This is a genomic window from Kitasatospora sp. NPDC091276 (genome assembly GCF_040684355.1).
Lineage (GTDB): Bacteria > Actinomycetota > Actinomycetes > Streptomycetales > Streptomycetaceae > Kitasatospora.
Genome location: NZ_JBFBFU010000021.1, coordinates 139,145 through 156,345 on the forward strand (window position 1 = coordinate 139,145; position 17,201 = coordinate 156,345).

Here is a 17,201-nt window from a genome sequence, read left to right on the forward strand (position 1 = left end):
CCCTCGGCTCCCCCCGAGCGAACGTGCAGGGGCGGCAACCGGGATTCCGCGGACTCGGCCTTCTCGCCGTGCAAGAACCGTAGTTGCCGTGCGGCTCCGCAGTGTGCTCTGCGCGCACTCGTCGTTGACGGTCAACGCAGCAGTGGCCGAACCAGCCGCCGACGCGCCGCCGCACCCTGAGTTTCGGCGAAGCGGTTGAGGGCGATCGGGGCGGGCCGATCGGTGGGCGGCGGGCCGTCGGCGGACTGCTGGCAATGGAGTTGGGACTGCCGGATAATTCTTCTCCTGGGACCGATGAGTTCGGGCGGCGGCGCGTGCAGGGGGTTCGGAGAGTCGCCGCGACACCGACGCAATCCTGGAACTGGGCGACGCCAACCACGGCCACTCTCACTACGGAGCCTCGGCCGTCACCTGCACAGGGTGGCGTCGAGGAGGGCCAGGACATCGGAGGGGCCCTGCTTGGTGGGCGCCGTGTCGGCGGTGACGGCAACCGTGACGGCGCGGCCGTCATCGGTGACGCCGGTGCGCGTCTGGTAACCGGGGATGTCACCGCCGTGCCCCCACATCAGGCCGCCGCAACTCAGCGGCGTACTGGTCACTCCCAGCCCGTACCGGGCACCGGGCCACATTCCGCCGGGGACCTCGACGGTGGTCCGCATCTGGGCGAGCTGTGCGGGCTTCAGGAGCTTGCCGCCGAAGAGGGCGGAGAAGAATCGGTTCAGATCGCTCGGGGTGGAGATCACCTGCCCGGCGGCCCAGGACCAGGAGGGGTCCAACTCGGTGACGTCCTCCAACGGCCCCCCGGGCTGCGCGTAGTAGCCCTGGGGGTGTGCTTCCCGGATGCCCTCGTCGCCCGCGCCGGGGAAGTAGGTGTGGCGCAGTCCGATGCGTTCGATGATCCGGTGGGTGATCTGCTCGGCCAGCGGACGGCCGGTGACCTTCTCGATGATCAGGCCGGCCAGGAGGTAGTTGGTGTTGCTGTACGCCCAGCTGGTCCCGGGGGCGAACAGCGCCTTGTGCGCCAGCGCCAGGTCGAGCAGGGTTCGGGGCTGGAGGTAGGTGTGGCGCTCCGTGCCGACGAGGTCGCCCGCGAAGTCGACGTAGTCAGGCAGTCCGCTGGTGTGCTGCAGCAGCTGACGTACCGTGATGTGGCGGCCGTCGATGCCCTCGCCGCGCACCAGGTTCGGCAGGTACTGCTCGACCGGGGCGTCGAGGGCGACCTTGCCTTCGTCGACCAGTTGCAGGACGACCGTGGCGGTGAACGCCTTGGTGTTGCTCCCCGCCCGTACCTGCCCGTCGACCGGCACCTTCTTCCCGGTGCTCAAGTCTGCGACGCCGGCAGCGTAGTTGCGGGTGCGCCCGTCGCGGCCGAGGTCGGAGGCCAGGGCGGCGGGGTACTTGTCCTCGTGCACCAGGCGGTCCAGGCCTTGCCGCACGACCTCACCGGAGCCGCGGGGCTGCGCCGCGGACGCGGGCAGAGCGCCTCCCACGGCCAGACCGGTGGCGACCGTCACCACCACCATCGCGATGCCTCGCCCCGGCCCGGACGACGAGGCGCGGGCACGTCGAAGCGGGCGAGCACGATCGGTCATGGGGGAACCCTCCTTGTGCACCCTGCCGGATGCATCGGCAATTCGTATGCCTTCAGCCTGGGTGCTCAAGATCCACCGATCCATCCGGGCAGCGGGCCCATGCGAGAGGGGGACAATCCCCGGTCGGGGCCGTCATGGAACCCTTTTCCGGGTCCAGCCGTGGAAGGCCTCGGTGGTCCTGGCCGCACTTCGTGCCGGCCGTCGGCGGGAGGATTTGAATATGATCCGGTCGCTGGCGTCAACGCGCTTGGTGTGTCGGATAGTTGTGGTACGTTCCGTGACCTAACCACAAATAGGTGACCCCGGCAGCGCGGCAACGCTCCGGGGCCCGGCAACAGGAGAAGAACCTCCCGATGCGCGTCCATCGTAGCGCCCACGTGCGCGATTTCACCGTGCTGCCCAACACCGTGCTCCAGTACCGGCGGCTGTCCTACACCGCTCGCGGTCTGCTCGCGGACCTCCTCTCCCGCCCGGACGGCTGGCGCGAGGACGGCCGGCACATGGCCGACACCAGCCCCCAGGGGCGCTGCGCCATTCGCAAGGCGCTGAAGGAGCTGGCCGAGGCGGGCTTCTACCGGGTCGAGAAGATCCGGATGCCCGACGGCACGATCATCACCGAGACCCACGTCCACGACACCCCGCAGCTGATGCCGCCGGGTGCCAACCGTCCGGCCCCCGGCGAAGGGACCACCGGCGGCGCTGACGCCCTGGTAAAGAACCCGGTGAAAGAACCCTCCCTCCCCTCCCGGCAGTCCGGAGAGCCCGGCGCCGCCCTGGGGGCGGAAAGGCGGGAGGGGGACTCCGAGAAGGACGCGCCGGACGAACGGCTCCGCGAGGCGGTCGCCACCCTGTTCCGGGTCATCCGCCCCGAACCGCGCCTGCGCCTGGGCGAGGCCGAAGCACGTGAACTCGCACCCCTGGTCGCCCAGTGGCTGGAGCGCGGCAGCACACCCGCCGACCTCGCCCGGGCCCTGCTGCCGGGCCTGCCCGCCCCGGTGTACTCGGCGGTCGCGGTGCTCCGCTACCGCCTGGAGCGCAAGATGCCGCCCGTCCGGGCCGCCGCACGGCCAGCGGCGGCCGGCTACGCCGAGTGCGCCCAGTGCCACGACCCAGTGGTCCAACCCGGCATCTGTCGCGCGTGTGCGGGCCTCGTCAGCCGCCCTGCGAGCGACAGCCGCACGACGGGAATCGCCTCCGCAGGCGCGGCGCGGGTCCGGGCCGCGCTCGATGCCGCCAGAGCCGCCGCACGGGCATCGGCCGCCGTCGCGGCCAGGTGAAACGTCGGCCGGTTCCGGACGGGGCGGAACCGGTATTCGGGCCGTGCGGGCCGGGCACTCGTCGGGCGACTTCTGGGCTGGCATCCGGGTGAAATGGGGCGGAGTCGCCTGGCGCGAATGGAAGCCGGGTACGACGCTGCCAGAATGCAATTTCCCTGAAGGCCACCTGCACAGGCGGTGCCGCCGGACAGCTGGAGCAGAACATGCGAATCATTCGACCACGCAACAGTCCGGAAGAAGCGGCCGGTGGAGGTGCGGGGCGTTTTCCGTGGACGCTGATGTACCACTCGGTGGCATCAACGAGTGAGGATCCCTATCTGATTACCGTCGACCCTGCGCGCTTTCGCCGCCAGCTGCGCTGGCTGTCCGCCCGCGGGCTGCGCGGGGTGTCGGTCGGCGACCTGATGCGCTCGCACCGGGGTGGTGGCGCGGCGGGCATGGTGGGGCTGAGTTTCGACGACGGATACCGCGACTTCGTGGAGGAGGCCATGCCCGCACTGGCGGAGTACGGCTTCACGGCGACGGTCTACGTGGTGGCCGACCGGCTGGGCGGATACAACGACTGGGACCGCCAGGGTCCGCGCAAGCCGCTGATGACGGCGTGCCAGGTCCACGAGGCCGCCGCCGCCGGGCTGGAGATCGGCTCGCACGGGCTGACGCACCGGCGGCTGGCGGGCCTGGGCGCGCGGGAGCTGGCAGCCCAGGTCGCCGACAGCCGCCGCGTGCTGGAGGACCTGACGGGGCAGGCGGTCGAAGGGTTCTGCTACCCGTACGGTTCGCTCGACGCCGCCGCGGTGGAAGCGGTGGCGCGAGCCGGCTACGGGTACGGGTGCGCGGTCAGCCCCGGGGTCCACAGCGGGGTGTACGCGCTTCCCCGCTGCTACGTCGGTGACCGGGACGGGCCGTTGCACCTGGCCGCGAAGCTGGTGCGCGACCGCTGGCGGCGCTGACGGCGCCGACGGCCGGCGAGGACCTGCCGGCGACGAAAACCTGCCGGGCACCGCGGAGGGCGGTGCCCGGCAGGTCGGCGGTAGGCGGGCGGTGGCGGAAGGTCAGTGGGCGGTGGCGGCGGGTTCCAGATGCAGCCAGGACTCGTGCCACAGCAGGGCGCAGCGGCGGTCGCAGCCGGTGGCGAGCGGCTCGCCGCCGCAGCGCAGGCCGTTGAGGATGAACCAGCGGCCCTTGGCGGGGTGTTGCCACCAGGCGAGGGAGCGGTGGCGCAGTTCGGTGGCGCTGTGGCGGGTGTCGGCGTGGAGCTCCATGCCCGGCTGGAAGGGGACGCCGTCCAGCCGCCCGTCGGGGTCGAGGGTGGCGTGGATCTCCGGGAGGCTGCGCACGGTCGCCCAGAGGGCGGCGGGCCGAGCAGCGGGGACCGGTGCGGTGGCGGGCTCCAGCCATTCGTCGCGGAACAGCAGGGCGCAGTCCAGTCCGCAGCCCTGGGCCCCGTCCGCGCCGTGGCAGGTGGCGCCGGCCAGGGCGACGGTGCCGGACAGGCGCCGCACGCGGTAGTGGTCGTCGATCATGCGGCGCACGATGCGTTCGACCTGGTAGACGCCGCCGCAGAACGACCACTGGCTGCGGGTGAACCACAGGCCGCGGTGGCGGTCCTTGGCGTCGAGGGTGGCGCGCACCGTGGCCTCGTCCTTCACCCGGACCCAGTCCCCCTCGGTGAAGCGGGAGGGCCGGCCGGGCGTCGGGACGGCGGCGCGGCGCTCCCGCAGGCCTTCGCGGACGATCCGGGCGCGGCGCACGACACCGAGCGGGGGAAGGTCGCGCAGGGGGAGGCTCTTGTACTGGCACCGGTTCGCAGCGGTTCCGCAGCGCAGCTCCGTGGTACGGGTGGACCATGATTCCTCGACGGCCATCAGTGAAATCCCATCGGGTCGGAGATATCGGCACAGGCTAGCGCACCGCGACTTTTCCGCGCTGGCCCGCCGGACCCTGTCGACACCATGTCGAGAGAAATAGCACTAAACGCATTAAGGGTCTTCTGGAGTGAAAGCTTGGCGTCGCCGGGTAATCCCCGTTCATGTGCGTGTAATGTTTCCCTCGTTGCCGCGGTGGAGTGGCTGAGTGGCGAGGCGACGGCTTGCAGGGCCGTTTAGATGGGTTCGATTCCTATCTCCACCTTTTCTTTCCGGCGATTTCGCCCGTATTCCTGGTCCATGGATTGTCCGGGTTCGCGCTCTGATTTATCGGAGAGCCGCGCCCGCGACGGCCCGAGTCGGTGGCCCGCGCAGCGCGGCCCACACTCTCCCGTTGTGGACGCCATGGAGTCAGTGATCCGCCCGGCGGTTCCGGCCGACCTGAACGCCGTGGCCGAGATCTTCGCGCACTACGTCCGCCACACCGTGGTCACCTTCGAGGAGGCCCCGCCACCGGCGGCCGCCCACGGGTTTGACCGGGAGGCGACGCAGATGTGCTCGTCGCGCCGTTGTCGCGGCGGGGCCGGCCACCGCGCCGAGGATCTGTACACGGCGGGTGGCCGGTGGTGCCGGTGCGGTGGTGTGGCTGTGTGTCAGCTGGTCAGGATCGCGGTGACCTTGTCGAGGACGCCGGGGTTCGTCAGGAAGTCGTTGTGCTTGAGGCCGTCAGTCTCGATGTTGGTGGCGCCGTTCAGTTTGGTGCTGGTGGTCGGGGAGATCTGCTCGTCCTTGGGGGACCAGAAGGTCGTGTACCGGGTGGGGCCCGGGGTCTCGGTGTCCTGGTTGAGGTGGCTGATGACCCACGAGTTGGGCGTCATGTCCTTGCACCCCTGGTCCCAGAGGGCACAGAGGTAGCCGAGGGAGGTGCCGTGGTTGGGGCCGGCCAGGGAGATCCAGTTCGCGACCTTCTGGTTGCCGCCTCCGAACTTGAGGTACCAGCGGCTCGGCAGGCTGCCCAGGCTGTGGGCGACGATGTTCACCTTGGCCGCGCCCGTCTGGCTCAGAACGTTGTCGACGTACTGGGTCAGTTCCCCGGCCAGGACCTCGTTGGTCGACCGGGAGGTGTCGTAGCCCCAGGCGAAGGCCGGGACGTCCTTCGAACGGAGGCCGGTCATCAGGGTGCCCCATACACCGGGGTCCGCGTTGCGGCCGTGGATGAGGATGACGGGGATGTGTGCGGTGTCCGCGTGGGCCGGGACGGCGGCCCCCGGTCCGGTCAGCAGGGCCGCGGTTATCGCGGCGGTCAGGGCGGTTGCGGCGGCGGTGGTGGTGGGGCGACGCATGTGTGCTCCGAGGTTCGTCGGCGGATGGACGGCACGGATCGCGGGGGCGCCCGCAGGATGGCGGGTGCCCCCGTGTCGCGCCAAGCGCATCATCGGCGACGGGGTGCCGAATGGGCGGAGAGCGTTCGACCTTCACTCGATCGGGTGATTTGTGGGCGCGGGTCGCACTCGTTCGAGGACCGTCCTCGGTCAGCAGCCACCCACCGGCGAAGACCACCCCACCGGACGGCCGACCTGCTGGAGCTCGTTCGGGTCGCCGCCCAACCAGCCGAACCCGCCGGTGCCGACGGCTTCCTGGTCTGGCGGCGGCGGGTTCGGCCTGGGCGGTGCGCGGGTGGTCAGGTCCTGGGGGCCGGGTGGAGCCAGTGCGGTCCTGTGGTCCAGCCCAGGAGGCGGCGCCCGGCGTCCGCGTCCGCGGCGCCGCCGCGGGCGGCCTGGCGCAGGCCGGCCAGGGCGGGGGCGAGACGGGCCGCGACGTGGGCGGGGTGGCGGGCGGCCTCCCCCCGCAGTCCGGCGATGACCCGGGCCTGCGCGGCGGGCTCGCACAGGGAGAGGTGGAACACCAGCTGGCGCCACGCGTACGCCGCGTCCTTGATGGTGGACAGCGGCCGCGGGTTGTCGTGGATCCGGGCCGTCGCGCGGCACACGGTGGTGAAGCTGCGCCAGGCCAGGTCGTCCCAGCCCGGCTCGGGGCTGATGCCGACCCGGGTGACCAGGGTGGCCAGGTTGTGGGTGGTGAGGATCTGGGCCTGCTCGATGATCTTCCCGTTGGACGCGATCGACCATCCTCCGGACACCTCGGCGCGCTGCGCGCACAGCTCGGTGAACCCGGGGGAGGAGCGGGGGCGTCGGCCTCGCGCCGGGGCCTTGTTCGCCCTGCCCGGCCTGTTCGGCTTGCCCGCCTCGGCGGTCGCGAGGTCGTGGACGGCCGCGTAGTCGATGGCGTAGTAGCGCTCGTACAGCGTGCCACCGAGCAGTTCCGCGGCGGCCCGGGCCGCCGCCAGGTACTTCGGGGTGAAGGTGCCCGTGAAGATGTCCGCCGCCAGTTCCTCCACGAACGGCGCGTCGAGCTCGGCCTGCCGGGCGAGCACGCCGAGTTCGCGCACCAGCGCGTTCGGCAGGAGCGTGCCGGGGAACGCCTGCACGGCCAGTTCGCCGAGCCGGCGCAGCGCGGTACGCGCGGGTGCGCGGCCGTCCTCGCCGACGCGGTGTCCGGCCACCGCCCGTACCCAGGGCAGTTCGTCGACCCGCACCTGCCCGGTGAGGTCGCTCAGGAGCAGCGAGCGGCGGTTGCGGAACGCCCAGTAGTTCGCCGCCATCAGGGTGCGCAGCGCCTCGTCCGGGTAGGACTGGGCGCCGGCCACGGCGACGAGCTGCGGGACCAGTTCGGCCAGGACCTCGGCCGAGGGCACCATGCCGCGCTCCACGAGCGTGTCGATCGGGGCGCTGAGCGCGGCTTCCACCACCTGTCGGATCGCTGCGGGCACCGGGGTGCCTGCGGGGAGACGGGTGGTGTGGCCGGTGGGGGTCGCGTGTGCCTCGTGCGTCTCGTGCGCCTCGTGCGCCTCGCGCGCCGAGACGTCGGCGACCAGCGGGGACACGTCGGCCACGCCCGTCTCCTGGGGCAGCCCGGAGAGGCGGCGCAGTACCAGCTGGGCGAGGTCGTGGTGCGAGGGCTGGGCCGCCTGCACGGCCTGGCGGGTGCGCAGTTCGGAGTGCCGGTCGGAGCCCGGCCGGCCGCGTCGGCGCACCATGGATGCCACCGCGTGCCGCAGCAGTCCGAGGCGGCGCGCGTCCAGCGGCCGGCCGGCGGCGGTCTCCGCCAGGGCGCCGCGCAGGATGCCGAGGTTCTCCTTCGGATCGCGGTGCTTGGTGCAGCGGGTGTGGGCCGCGGCGAGTTCCTCGTAGCGGCGGAGCAGCATCGCGCCGCGCTCCGTCCAGGCGCTGTCGGGCGTACGCTCCAGGACCCGGCCGGCCTCGGCGGTCTCCAGCCAGTGGGCCAGCAGTTGGTCGCCGAAGGGCTGCCAGACGGTGAGCGCCTCGCGCTGCGCTTCCACGGCGGCGTTCGGCCGCCGGCCCGTGAGGGTCGTGACGGCGTCGCCGACCGTGCGCCGGTGCACCGCCTCGGCGTCCGGCGCGGGCAGCGCGGACGGCCGGGGGGTGAAGCGCAGCCGGTCGGCGAACGGCGCCAGGACGTCGACGAGTTCCAGCGCGCCGGCCGCGTCCCCGGCCCGCACGAGCCACGCCACCGTCAGCAGCGCCGCCTCCTCCGGCACGGCGGCCTCGTAGCGGCCGCTGTCGAGCAGGTCGTACAGCCGGGACAGGCCGGGCTCGGTGAGGCAGTACGCGAAGAGCGCCCCGCGCTCGGCCGCCACCCCGGCCAGGGCCGCAGCCTCGCGCTCGTACGGCTGGAGCGGGCCCTCGGCGCTCGCGGCGGACGTGGCGAAGCCACCCCGTACGACCTCGGGCGTCACCCAGGCGGGCAGTCCGGCCACCGGGGTGCGCGAGCCGATGGCCAGCCGGCCGTCGGCGATCCCGGCGAGCACGGCGCGCCAGCGGGCGACCCGGGCCTCGGCGTTGCGCCGGGTCTCGGCGTCGGCGTGGGAGTCGGTGTCGGAGTTGTCGTCGGAGTTGTCGTCGGGGTGGGCCGTCGAGGTCAGGAATGCGCGGGCCAGGGCCAGTTGGCGCTGCGGGTAGTGCGCGGATATCCCGGCCCCGGTGGGGTGCTGCTGGTCAGCGTCGTCGTCCATAGGCCGACGTGGCAGGTGCCGCCCCTGCGCCCTCCGGGTCCAGAGCCCGGTGCTCTGCTGCTGAGCTACACGTCGATGGCGTGAGCCTATGCGTCAGGTCGGCGGCCGTGCAACGCACTTTCGCTGTCTCCGCCGGGCTCGCGGCGTAGCCTGGCCCTTCGGGTGTCCGATGGGGGGAGCCGTCGTGTCGATCGAGTTCGTTCGCCGCCTGGACGGTCTGGTGTACCACTTCCGCGCGGACGGCGTGTTCAACGGCCGGCCGTCGTACAGGCGGGTGGACCTGGACGTGTGGTGCCGGTGGCTGCCGGAGCGGGGCTGGTGCACCGTCGGCGTCGACGGGGTCGCCAACTCCGGGCCGCTGGCGGGGCGGACGGACGACCAGGAGCTGCTCCCTCCGCTCGGCCCTTGGCGCAGCTGGAAGGCCGACAGGTCGTACCTCTACGATCTGCGCCGCGTCGACGATCAGGGCGGTAGCGGTACTGCTGGTGCTGATGGCACTGATGGGACTGATGGCACTGATGGGACTGCTGGCGTTACCGGCGGTACCGGCGTTACTGCTTGACAGGGTGCGTAATACTGTAACGCGCATCCCAGCAGCTCGGAGCACCACATGCACCCCTTCCTCGACCACCCCGGGCCGCTCGCCTTCGCACACCGGGGCGGTGACCTCGGCCACCCCGAGAACTCGCTCGCCGCCTTCGCGGCCGCCGTCGCCCTCGGGTACCGCTACCTCGAAACGGACGTGCACGCCACCCGCGACGGCGTACTGGTGGCCTTTCACGACACCCGTCTCGACCGGGTCACCGACCGCACCGGTGCGGTGGCCGACCTGCCCTGGGCCACCGTCAGGCGGGCCCGGATCGGCGGCACCGAGCCCGTGCCGCTGCTGGAGGACCTGCTCGACGCGTTCCCCGGGGCCCGCTTCAACGTCGACGTCAAGGCGGCGGCCGCCGTCGGGCCGCTGGTCGAGACGATCCGCCGGACCGGCGCCTGGGACCGGGTCTGCGTCGGAGGCTTCTCCGACAGCCGCCTCGCCGCCGTCCGCGCCGCCGCGGGCCCCCGGCTGGCCACCTCGCTCGGCCCGCGCGAGGTGGCCCGGCTGCGGCTGCGTTCGCTGGCCGGGCCGCTGCTGCGGGGGCGTGGGGCGCGGTCCGGGGCACAGTTCGGGGCGCGGTTCGGGTCGCGGTTCGCCGGGGCGCCGTTCGCCGGGGTGTGCGCGCAGGTGCCCGAGCGGCACCGGGGCGTCCGGGTCGTCGACCGGGCCTTCGTGCGCGCCGCCCACCGCCTCGGCCTCCAGGTTCACGTCTGGACTGTGGACGATCCCACACGGATCAGGGCTCTCCTCGGCCTCGGTGTGGATGGCATCATGGCCGATCGCATAGACGTCCTGCGGGACGTCCTCGGCGAGCGCGGCTGCTGGAGCGACGGCAGCACCGGCTCCAGCACGGTGATGGGATCCCCATGACGAGCACCACGGACAACCTGCCGGACCGTCTCCCGGACGATCTGCCGGACGGCCCGCCGGAGCGCGAGGCGGCCGCCGCCGATGACAGCGCCCTGCGCCGGATACGGTTCGGCTGGTACATCAACGACTGGGCCAACGCCGCCTTCTCGGCCACCGTCCTGACGGTGTTCCTCGGGCCGTACCTGACGACCGTCGCCAAGAACGCCGCCGACGCGGCCGGCGACGTGCACCCGCTCGGACTGTCGGTGCGCGCCGGGTCGTTCTTCCCGTACACGGTCTCCTTCTCCGTGCTGCTCTCGGTCGCGGCGATGCTGCTGACCGGCACGGTCGCGGACCGCACCGGGCGGCACAAGGAGCTGATGTGCGGCTTCGCCTACGTCGGCGCGGTCGCCACGATGGGGATGTTCCTCCTCGACGGCGACCGCTACCTCCTCGGCGGCGCACTGCTGGTGGTCGCCAACATCGCGTACGCGGTGTCGGTCGCCCTCTCCTACGCCTACCTCCCCGGCCTGGCCACCCCCGACGAGCGCGACGCGGTCTCCTCCAAGGGCTGGGCCTACGGCTACGCGGGCGGCGGACTGCTGCTGATCGCCAACCTGGCGCTGTTCCAGGGCCACGACGCGCTCGGCCTGTCCTCCGGCACCGCCGTGCGGATCTGCCTGGCCTCGGCCGGCCTGTGGTGGGCGCTGTTCACGATCGTCCCGATGCTGCGGCTGCCCTCCCGGGCGGGCGCGGCCCCCGACCGCACCCCGGTCGTGTCCGGCCGTACCCCGGCTGCGCCGGACCGGCCCGCCGCCACGCCGGACCGGCCCGCCGCCGGCAGCCTGCGCGAACTCGCCCGCACCCTGCGCGGAATGCGTCAGTACCCGCTCACGCTGCTCTACCTGGGCGCCTTCCTCTGCTACAACGACGGCATCCAGACCGTCGTCTCCCAGGCCTCGCTCTACGGCAGCGAGGAACTCGGCATGGACCAGACCTCGTTGGTCGCCGCCGTGCTCCTGGTCCAGATCGTGGCGATCGGCGGCGCGCTGCTCCTCGGCCGGATCGCCCGCCGCTACGGCGCCAAGCGGACCGTCCTCGGATCCCTGGTCGGCTGGGTGGCCACCCTCGCCCTCGGGTACCTGATGCCCGCCCACCAGCCCGTCTGGTTCTTCGCCCTGGCCTGCATGATCGGACTGGTGCTCGGCGGCAGCCAGGCGCTCTCGCGCTCGCTGTTCTCCCACCTCATCCCGGCGGGCCGGGAAGCCGAGTACTTCAGCGTCTACAAGGTCAGTGACCGCGGCACCAGTTGGATGGGCCCGCTGGTCTTCGGCCTCGCCTACCAGATCACCGGCAGCTACCGCTCGGCGATCATCTCCCTGCTGGTCTTCTTCCTCATCGGCTTCGTCCTCCTGCTGAAGGTCCCCGTCCGCCGCGCCATCGAAACCGTCGGCAACCCCGTTCCCGAACGGCTCTGACGCCTCGGCCGGGGGCGCTCACTCGGTCGCCGTCGAGGGTTTACGGGCCGGGGAAGAGCCGGCCGAGGTGGTAGTGCAGGACCGCCACCGCGTCGTCCGCCGTCCGCTGGCCGAGGAGGACGCTCAGGCCCAGGCCGGCGGAGACCGCCAGGAGGACGACGGCCTCCTGGCGGGCGTCCATGCGCGGATCGGTGTCCCCGGCCTGCCGGGCGGCGGTCAGCTGGCCGACCAGGAAGTCCTCCATCTCGTTGGGCGCCGCGAGGAACGACTGCCCGGCGAGCGCGGGGTCGGTGATGGAGAGCACCGCGTACTCGGTGTAGACGAGGTGGAAGGTCCGGCTCTCCTCGTCCGTCGGCACGGACTCCAGCAGGACCGCCTCGACGATGTCGCGCGGTGACGCCGAGGGCCCGGCCGCCCCGGCGCGGTCGCGGACCCGTTCCTCGACCCGTTCCTCGACCTGTCCCTGGATCCGTTCCTGGACCCGCTCTTGGATCCGCTCGCCCATCCGTGCGGCCAGGCGGGTGAGCGCCGCGAGCAGCAGCTGCTCCTTGGTGTCGAAGTAGTACTGCACGAGCCGCACCGAGACACCCGCCTCGATCGCGACGGACCGCATGGTGACGGCGTGCAGCCCGGTGTCCGCCGCCGTGCGCAGCAGGGCGTCGATGATGTGGGCCCGCCGCTCCTCGTGATCCACCAGCTTCGGCATCGGGTTCCCTCCAGACGTTTTTATGGTACAAACATACCATCAAGTGCTGCTGTTTCGTGCATTCCGAGCACCGGGAGGGACCATGACCAGGACCAGCGTCGGACACTTCGTCAGCGAGAAAGCCCGAACGAAGTTCCTCGAGGCCTACGACCGCGCGATGGAGCTGTGGCCGGCCCCCCGCCGGGAACTCGATGTCGAAACCAGCTACGGCACCGTCCACGTCCACCACTACGGACCCGAAACCGGCGAACCGATCGTGCTGCTGCACGGCCACGCCGGACACCCGTCCAACTGGTACCCGCAGATCGCCGCCCTGGGCGAACACCACCCGGTCTACGCGATCGACACGCTCGACGACCCCGGCCGCAGCGTCCAACGCGCCGTCGCGGCCGGCTCCGAGGAGAACGCGGCCTGGCTCGGCGAGGTCTTCGCCGGGCTCGGACTCGACCGCATCCACCTGGTCGGCCTCTCCTACGGCGGCTGGCTGACCCTCAACCAGGCCATCCACGCACCCGAACGCCTCGCCTCGATCGCGCCGATGGACCCCGGCGGCATCGAGAAGGTCCCCGCCCGGTTCTACGCCCACATGATCGGCGGCCTGTTCGGCATGCTCGCCCCGCGGCCGCTGCGCCCCGCGCTCGGGCGCCTGCTCGCCAACCCCGCACTCAGCTCGCCGCCCGAGATGATCGCCCCCCTGATGCTCGGCATGCGCAGCTACAAGCCGAACACCCGCCCCGCCGCCAGGCCGTTCACCGACGAGGAACTGAGCTCCATCCGCCTGCCCACCCTCGTCCTGCTGGGCAGGCGCAGCGCCCTGCTCCGCCCGCGCCACGTCCTCCAGCGGGTCACCGCGCTGATCCCGGGAGTCCGGGCCGAGATCGTGCAACGAGCCGGCCACGGCCTCAACCTGGAACGCCCCGACCTGGTCAACGAACACCTGCTGCAGTTCATCACCTCCTCCCGGCAGGAGACCCGGAGCTGACGGGCGGCCTCCCTCGCCGGGTTGGCGGCTGACGCCGAATCCGCAGAATCCGCAGAATCCGCAGAAGGGCTGCCCTCGTCGGGGCGGCCCTCCTGCTTGCCGCACGGGCCTGAACAGGGTGTTCGCCGACCTGCCACCGAGGCCTGGGGGAAGACGGGTCGCCCGGGCGGTCTGCCACCCGGCCGTGCGGGCCGGCGAGGACTGCTTTGCTACCGGCGTGGGCCGTAGCTCCAGTAGTGGTCCGGGTAGTTTCCGCACGGGTACTGCATCAGTGGGGCGTGCGGGGCACTGCTGCCGTAGGAGACGGCGAGACACTGGTGGCTGTTGCCGTTGACGAAGCGGATGCCTTTCGGCCACTTCTCGATTCTCCAGGACTGCCCGGGGTCGTTTGACCGTGGGGCTGATGACCGCGGGGCCGGTGGGCGGGGGGCCGAGCGCGAGCGGGCTGGTCGGCGGGTTGTCCGGCGCCCGGACCAGTTCGCCGCGGACAATCCCGGGCCCGGCCGCGGTGGGCCGGACCATCCGGCTCACCTCCCGGCACTGGTCGGCCAGTGCTTCCCGTACCTCCACGAGGTCGGCCTCCAAGCGCCGCAGCACCGGCAGGTGCGCCTGGACCCCGCCGTCCACCACCAGCTCCGCACCCGGCTGCTGACCACCGTCTTCCTGGGCCCGCGCCCGCTCCTGGTCGACCAGGAGCCCGACGGTATCCTCCTCCCAGCCCGCCGTCCGCTGCACCTGGCGCGCGTTCTCCCTGATGCGCCGCACCTCGGCCAGGCAACGCGTCGCCTCCCGCAGCCGGGAGCGCCGCGACTGCGCCGCGTACCCGCCGTCCGAAACCCGTCCGCCGGGAGCCGTCCCGTCCTCCGTGCCGGCGCTCAGCTCGCCCCGCAGTTCGGCCACGATCGCCACCAGCACGCGGATCAGTTCCTGGGCCTGGGCCACGCCCGCCTCGGCCTGGCGCTGCGCCTGCCGGGCCCGTTCCAGGGCCTGCCGCGCGGCCGACCGCCCTTCCGCGTGCGAGGGGGCTGTCCCGGCCGCCGCCCGGCCGGCCTGCTCGTGCAGGGCGCGGGCGCGGACGAGCAACACCGTTCGGGCCTGCGGGTCCACCGCGCAGTCGTGGACCAGCCGTTCGAGCAGGTGCCACGGAATGTCCTTCTCCGCGGAGCGGTACTCGCTCCAGCTGGTCTTGCCGGCCGGGTACCGCTGAGCGAGCTCGCGGACCGTGGCCCCGCCCGTCACCTCCCGTACGAACCGGGCCAGGGCGTTCGCCTGTTCCGTCTCTCCCTTGAGCTGTCCTTGCGGTCGTCCAGCACCACCCACCGTGCCTCCTGTCCTGTCCGACCCTTTGTCCGGTCCTGTCCGGCGGCCGAAGCGGGATTGTCCGCCGCTCACCTGGGCCGTGTCGGTTTTTTGTTGATGGACAATCAAATTAGCCCGCACGGTGGAGTCTCCATCGGATCTTCGGACACTTCAAGGTCCCGTGACGCGGCCCCCCACGGCGGCGTTCCGGACCGGGAACCCGAAGACGGAGCCGGGGGCCGACGGCACCACCGCCACGAACGGGGGACGTGGCGGCACCGATGGACCGGCCCCCCGTACCCGTCGCACCGAAACGCACCCGAACCGGGATCCGCCCCGCCTCGGGGCGTTCGGACTCCAGGAGGAAGACCATGAAGACTCGACGCATCCTCACCACCCTGCTGCTCGCGGGGACGGTGGCCACCGCGACGCTGGCCGTGTCGCCCGCCGCGCAGGCCGCGCCGAACAACCCGAACTGCCTCGGCGCCAGGGCCTTCTGCCTCTGGTACAACGCCAACCAGATTGGCTCGGTGGCCGGTTGGGACCTGAGCACCGGGTTCAAGGGCTTCGACAACCTCGCGAACGCCGGCGCGTTCCTGACGCCCGGCCCCGGACAGGGCACCGCGGTGAAGAACAACGCGGCCTCCGCGACCTACCAGTACCCGGGCCACTGCGTCGGCAACGTCCAGGTGTTCTACAACGAGAACTGGTCCGGGCCCTCGGACCTCATCGTGGCCTGCGGCAACGGCAACCTGGTGAGGACGAAGAACGAGGACGCCTCGTTCCTCGTCAACGGCTGACCGCAGCAGCACCCCGCCGGGCCGTCCGACTGGTCGGACGGCCCGGCGGCGCAGAGATTCGAGGCCACGTCACCATGAACGCACCACGGCTCGCCGCCCCGCTCGCGGCCCCGCTCGTAGCTGTCGTCACCTGCTGCCTGTTGCTCGCCTCCTGCTCCACTTCCACGAGCGGAGGGGGCGCCACCGGCACGCCGCCCTCCGCCGCCGCCGCCGTCACGTCGGAGGCCGTACCCGGGGTCACACCTGATTTCACACCTGATTTCACACCCGGGGCCGCCACCGACGGCCCCGCCGTCATCTCCCTGCCGCTGGACCCGTACTTCCTCCCGCCCACCGACGAGGCCCGGTTGCACACCGCCCTGGACCGATTGGTCGCCGACTGCCTGCGAAGCGCCGGCCTCCAACCGCCCGGCCCGGCCGGCGTCCAGGCACCCCTGCTGGGCCGGTACGAACGGCGCTACGGTCTGACCAGCGCCACCGGCGCCCGCACCGTCGGCTACCACCTGCCCGACCACCCGGCCCCGACACAGGCACCGCTCTCCCCGGCACAGATGAAGGCGCTCACCGGCCCGCAGGGCTGCCAGGAGTCCGCCGCGCGGCGGATCACCGGCACTCCCGGCTACCCGGGAGACGCCTACGTGGTCCGGTCGGCCAACCAGGAGTCCTTCGAGCGGTCGGCGAAGACGCCGGAGGTCGTGGCCGTCGTCACCGCGTGGTCCCGGTGCATGAAGCGGGCGGGGTACGACTACGCGACACCGCTGCAGACCGGCACCTGGCCGTCCGAACGAGCCACCGGCGAGGAACGGACGACCGCCCTCGCGGACGTCGCCTGCAAACAGGAGACCGGGCTCGTCCGGATCTGGAACGAGGCCGAGACCACCGTCCAGCGCACCCTGATCCAGCAGAACGCCACCGCGTTCGACGGCGTTCTGGCCGAACGGCGGCGCATGCTCAGCGAAGCGGACGCCGTCCTCGGCCGCCCCGAACCCGGACCGTAGCGTCGTCGCTGCCGTTGTCGCTGCCGTCTTCGACCGCACTCGGCCGAGACGCGGTGTCGCATTTCCGCCAGCGCAGGTGTCTCGCCCACGAGAGAGTCGGCGACGGTTCGTGTTCCTGATCGCGGACCTGTTCGTCCGGCACTTCGCGAAAGGCACAGCGCATGCACGTCGTCCCCGGGCTCAAGGTCCTGTACTTCGGAACTCCGGTGGTGCTGATCAGCTCACTCAACGAGGACGGCACGGCGAACCTCGCGCCGATGTCCTCGGTGTGGTGGCTGGGCCAGTCCTGCATGCTCGGTCTCGGCAACAACGGCCAGACCACCGCGAACCTGCTGCGGGAAGGCGAGTGCGTGCTCAACCTGCCCTCGTCGGCGATGGTCGATGCCGTCGACCGGATCGCGCTCACCACCGGGAAGCCGGTCGTGGCGGACTACAAGGTGAAGCAGGGCTACCGGTACGAGCCGGAGAAGTTCTCGGTCGCGCAGTTGACCGAGCAGGCGTCGGACCTGGTCCGGCCCCCCCAGGGTCGCGGAATGCCCGGTCCAGCTGGAGTGCAAGGTCGTCTCGGCCCACCCCTTCGGCGGTCCCGAGCCGCACGCCACCGCCTTCGAGGTCGAGGTCCTTCGCGCCCATGTCGAGGAGAGCCTCGTCATCCCCGGGACGCACT

The 17,201-nt window shown here is 72.0% G+C and carries 13 protein-coding genes and 2 tRNA genes; 9 read left to right on the forward strand and 6 right to left on the reverse strand.

The genetic code is table 11. The features are described 5' to 3' along the window. Nucleotides 1-407: 407 nt before the first annotated feature. Entirely contained in the window at nt 408-1,592 is a 1,185-nt protein-coding gene (locus tag AB0O19_RS25745; RefSeq protein WP_363622725.1) for a serine hydrolase domain-containing protein, read from the reverse strand. Nucleotides 1,593-1,945: 353 nt separating this feature from the next. Between AB0O19_RS25745 and AB0O19_RS25750 the strand changes: the two genes are divergently transcribed. Continuing rightward, a complete protein-coding gene (locus AB0O19_RS25750) occupies nt 1,946-2,869 on the forward strand; it encodes a hypothetical protein (protein WP_363622727.1) in 924 nt (307 codons plus the stop codon). Nucleotides 2,870-3,159: 290 nt separating this feature from the next. Beyond that, complete coding sequence (locus AB0O19_RS25755) at nt 3,160-3,819, forward strand: polysaccharide deacetylase family protein (RefSeq protein ID WP_363622729.1); 660 nt, start codon at nt 3,160-3,162, stop codon at nt 3,817-3,819. 102 nt (nt 3,820-3,921) lie between these two features. Here AB0O19_RS25755 and AB0O19_RS25760 read toward each other — a convergent pair whose 3' ends face one another. Continuing rightward, a complete protein-coding gene (locus AB0O19_RS25760) occupies nt 3,922-4,734 on the reverse strand; it encodes a hypothetical protein (protein WP_363622731.1) in 813 nt (270 codons plus the stop codon). A gap of 194 nt (nt 4,735-4,928) precedes the next feature. On the opposite strand from AB0O19_RS25760, the gene AB0O19_RS25765 reads away from it, so the two are divergent. Continuing rightward, nucleotides 4,929-4,999: transfer RNA gene (locus AB0O19_RS25765), tRNA-Cys, on the forward strand. A 388-nt stretch (nt 5,000-5,387) separates the two neighbouring features. Here the strand turns inward: AB0O19_RS25765 and AB0O19_RS25770 are convergent. From AB0O19_RS25770 to AB0O19_RS25780, 3 genes are all read right to left on the reverse strand, one after another. Then, nucleotides 5,388-6,077 carry an alpha/beta fold hydrolase gene (locus tag AB0O19_RS25770; RefSeq protein ID WP_363622733.1) on the reverse strand — a complete coding sequence of 230 codons (690 nt, stop codon included), beginning with the start codon at nt 6,075-6,077 and terminating at the stop codon, nt 5,388-5,390. Between the two features lie 338 nt (nt 6,078-6,415). Continuing rightward, the gene (locus AB0O19_RS25775) at nt 6,416-8,827 is read right to left on the reverse strand and encodes a hypothetical protein (RefSeq protein ID WP_363622735.1); all 2,412 of its coding nucleotides are present in this window, start codon (nt 8,825-8,827) and stop codon (nt 6,416-6,418) included. Between the two features lie 3 nt (nt 8,828-8,830). Then, nucleotides 8,831-8,902 (reverse strand) — tRNA-Gln (locus AB0O19_RS25780). A gap of 109 nt (nt 8,903-9,011) precedes the next feature. On the opposite strand from AB0O19_RS25780, the gene AB0O19_RS25785 reads away from it, so the two are divergent. Genes AB0O19_RS25785 through AB0O19_RS25795 form a run of 3 tightly spaced genes read left to right on the forward strand, consistent with a single transcriptional unit; the run spans nt 9,012 to nt 11,749 of the window. After that, nucleotides 9,012-9,389 (forward strand): hypothetical protein, encoded by a 378-nt coding sequence (locus AB0O19_RS25785; RefSeq protein ID WP_363622737.1) that lies wholly within the window; start codon nt 9,012-9,014, stop codon nt 9,387-9,389. 48 nt (nt 9,390-9,437) lie between these two features. Beyond that, entirely contained in the window at nt 9,438-10,292 is an 855-nt protein-coding gene (locus AB0O19_RS25790; protein WP_363622739.1) for a glycerophosphodiester phosphodiesterase, read from the forward strand. Then, a complete protein-coding gene (locus AB0O19_RS25795) occupies nt 10,289-11,749 on the forward strand; it encodes an MFS transporter (protein WP_363622741.1) in 1,461 nt (486 codons plus the stop codon). Before AB0O19_RS25790 ends, AB0O19_RS25795 begins: the two co-directional genes overlap by 4 nt. A 40-nt stretch (nt 11,750-11,789) precedes the next feature. Here AB0O19_RS25795 and AB0O19_RS25800 read toward each other — a convergent pair whose 3' ends face one another. Further along, entirely contained in the window at nt 11,790-12,455 is a 666-nt protein-coding gene (locus AB0O19_RS25800) for a TetR/AcrR family transcriptional regulator (protein WP_363622743.1), read from the reverse strand. An 82-nt stretch (nt 12,456-12,537) separates the two neighbouring features. On the opposite strand from AB0O19_RS25800, the gene AB0O19_RS25805 reads away from it, so the two are divergent. The 3 genes from AB0O19_RS25805 (at nt 12,538) to AB0O19_RS25815 (ending at nt 16,534) form a co-directional block, all read left to right on the forward strand. Continuing rightward, complete coding sequence (locus tag AB0O19_RS25805) at nt 12,538-13,437, forward strand: alpha/beta fold hydrolase (protein WP_363622745.1); 900 nt, start codon at nt 12,538-12,540, stop codon at nt 13,435-13,437. Between the two features lie 1,670 nt (nt 13,438-15,107). Further along, complete coding sequence (locus AB0O19_RS25810) at nt 15,108-15,536, forward strand: hypothetical protein (RefSeq protein ID WP_363622746.1); 429 nt, start codon at nt 15,108-15,110, stop codon at nt 15,534-15,536. A 74-nt stretch (nt 15,537-15,610) separates the two neighbouring features. After that, a complete protein-coding gene (locus AB0O19_RS25815) occupies nt 15,611-16,534 on the forward strand; it encodes a hypothetical protein (protein WP_363622748.1) in 924 nt (307 codons plus the stop codon). Nucleotides 16,535-17,201 lie beyond the last annotated feature (667 nt).

Coding starts and splice junctions, on each gene's coding strand:
- AB0O19_RS25745 (WP_363622725.1), bottom strand. CDS start 1,592: ATGACCGATCGTGCTCGCCCGCTTCGACGTGCCCGCGCCTCGTCGTCC.
- AB0O19_RS25750 (WP_363622727.1), top strand. CDS start 1,946: ATGCGCGTCCATCGTAGCGCCCACGTGCGCGATTTCACCGTGCTGCCC.
- AB0O19_RS25760 (WP_363622731.1), bottom strand. CDS start 4,734: ATGGCCGTCGAGGAATCATGGTCCACCCGTACCACGGAGCTGCGCTGC.
- AB0O19_RS25770 (WP_363622733.1), bottom strand. CDS start 6,077: ATGCGTCGCCCCACCACCACCGCCGCCGCAACCGCCCTGACCGCCGCG.
- AB0O19_RS25775 (WP_363622735.1), bottom strand. CDS start 8,827: ATGGACGACGACGCTGACCAGCAGCACCCCACCGGGGCCGGGATATCC.
- AB0O19_RS25790 (WP_363622739.1), top strand. CDS start 9,438: ATGCACCCCTTCCTCGACCACCCCGGGCCGCTCGCCTTCGCACACCGG.
- AB0O19_RS25795 (WP_363622741.1), top strand. CDS start 10,289: ATGACGAGCACCACGGACAACCTGCCGGACCGTCTCCCGGACGATCTG.
- AB0O19_RS25800 (WP_363622743.1), bottom strand. CDS start 12,455: ATGCCGAAGCTGGTGGATCACGAGGAGCGGCGGGCCCACATCATCGAC.
- AB0O19_RS25805 (WP_363622745.1), top strand. CDS start 12,538: ATGACCAGGACCAGCGTCGGACACTTCGTCAGCGAGAAAGCCCGAACG.
- AB0O19_RS25810 (WP_363622746.1), top strand. CDS start 15,108: ATGAAGACTCGACGCATCCTCACCACCCTGCTGCTCGCGGGGACGGTG.
- AB0O19_RS25815 (WP_363622748.1), top strand. CDS start 15,611: ATGAACGCACCACGGCTCGCCGCCCCGCTCGCGGCCCCGCTCGTAGCT.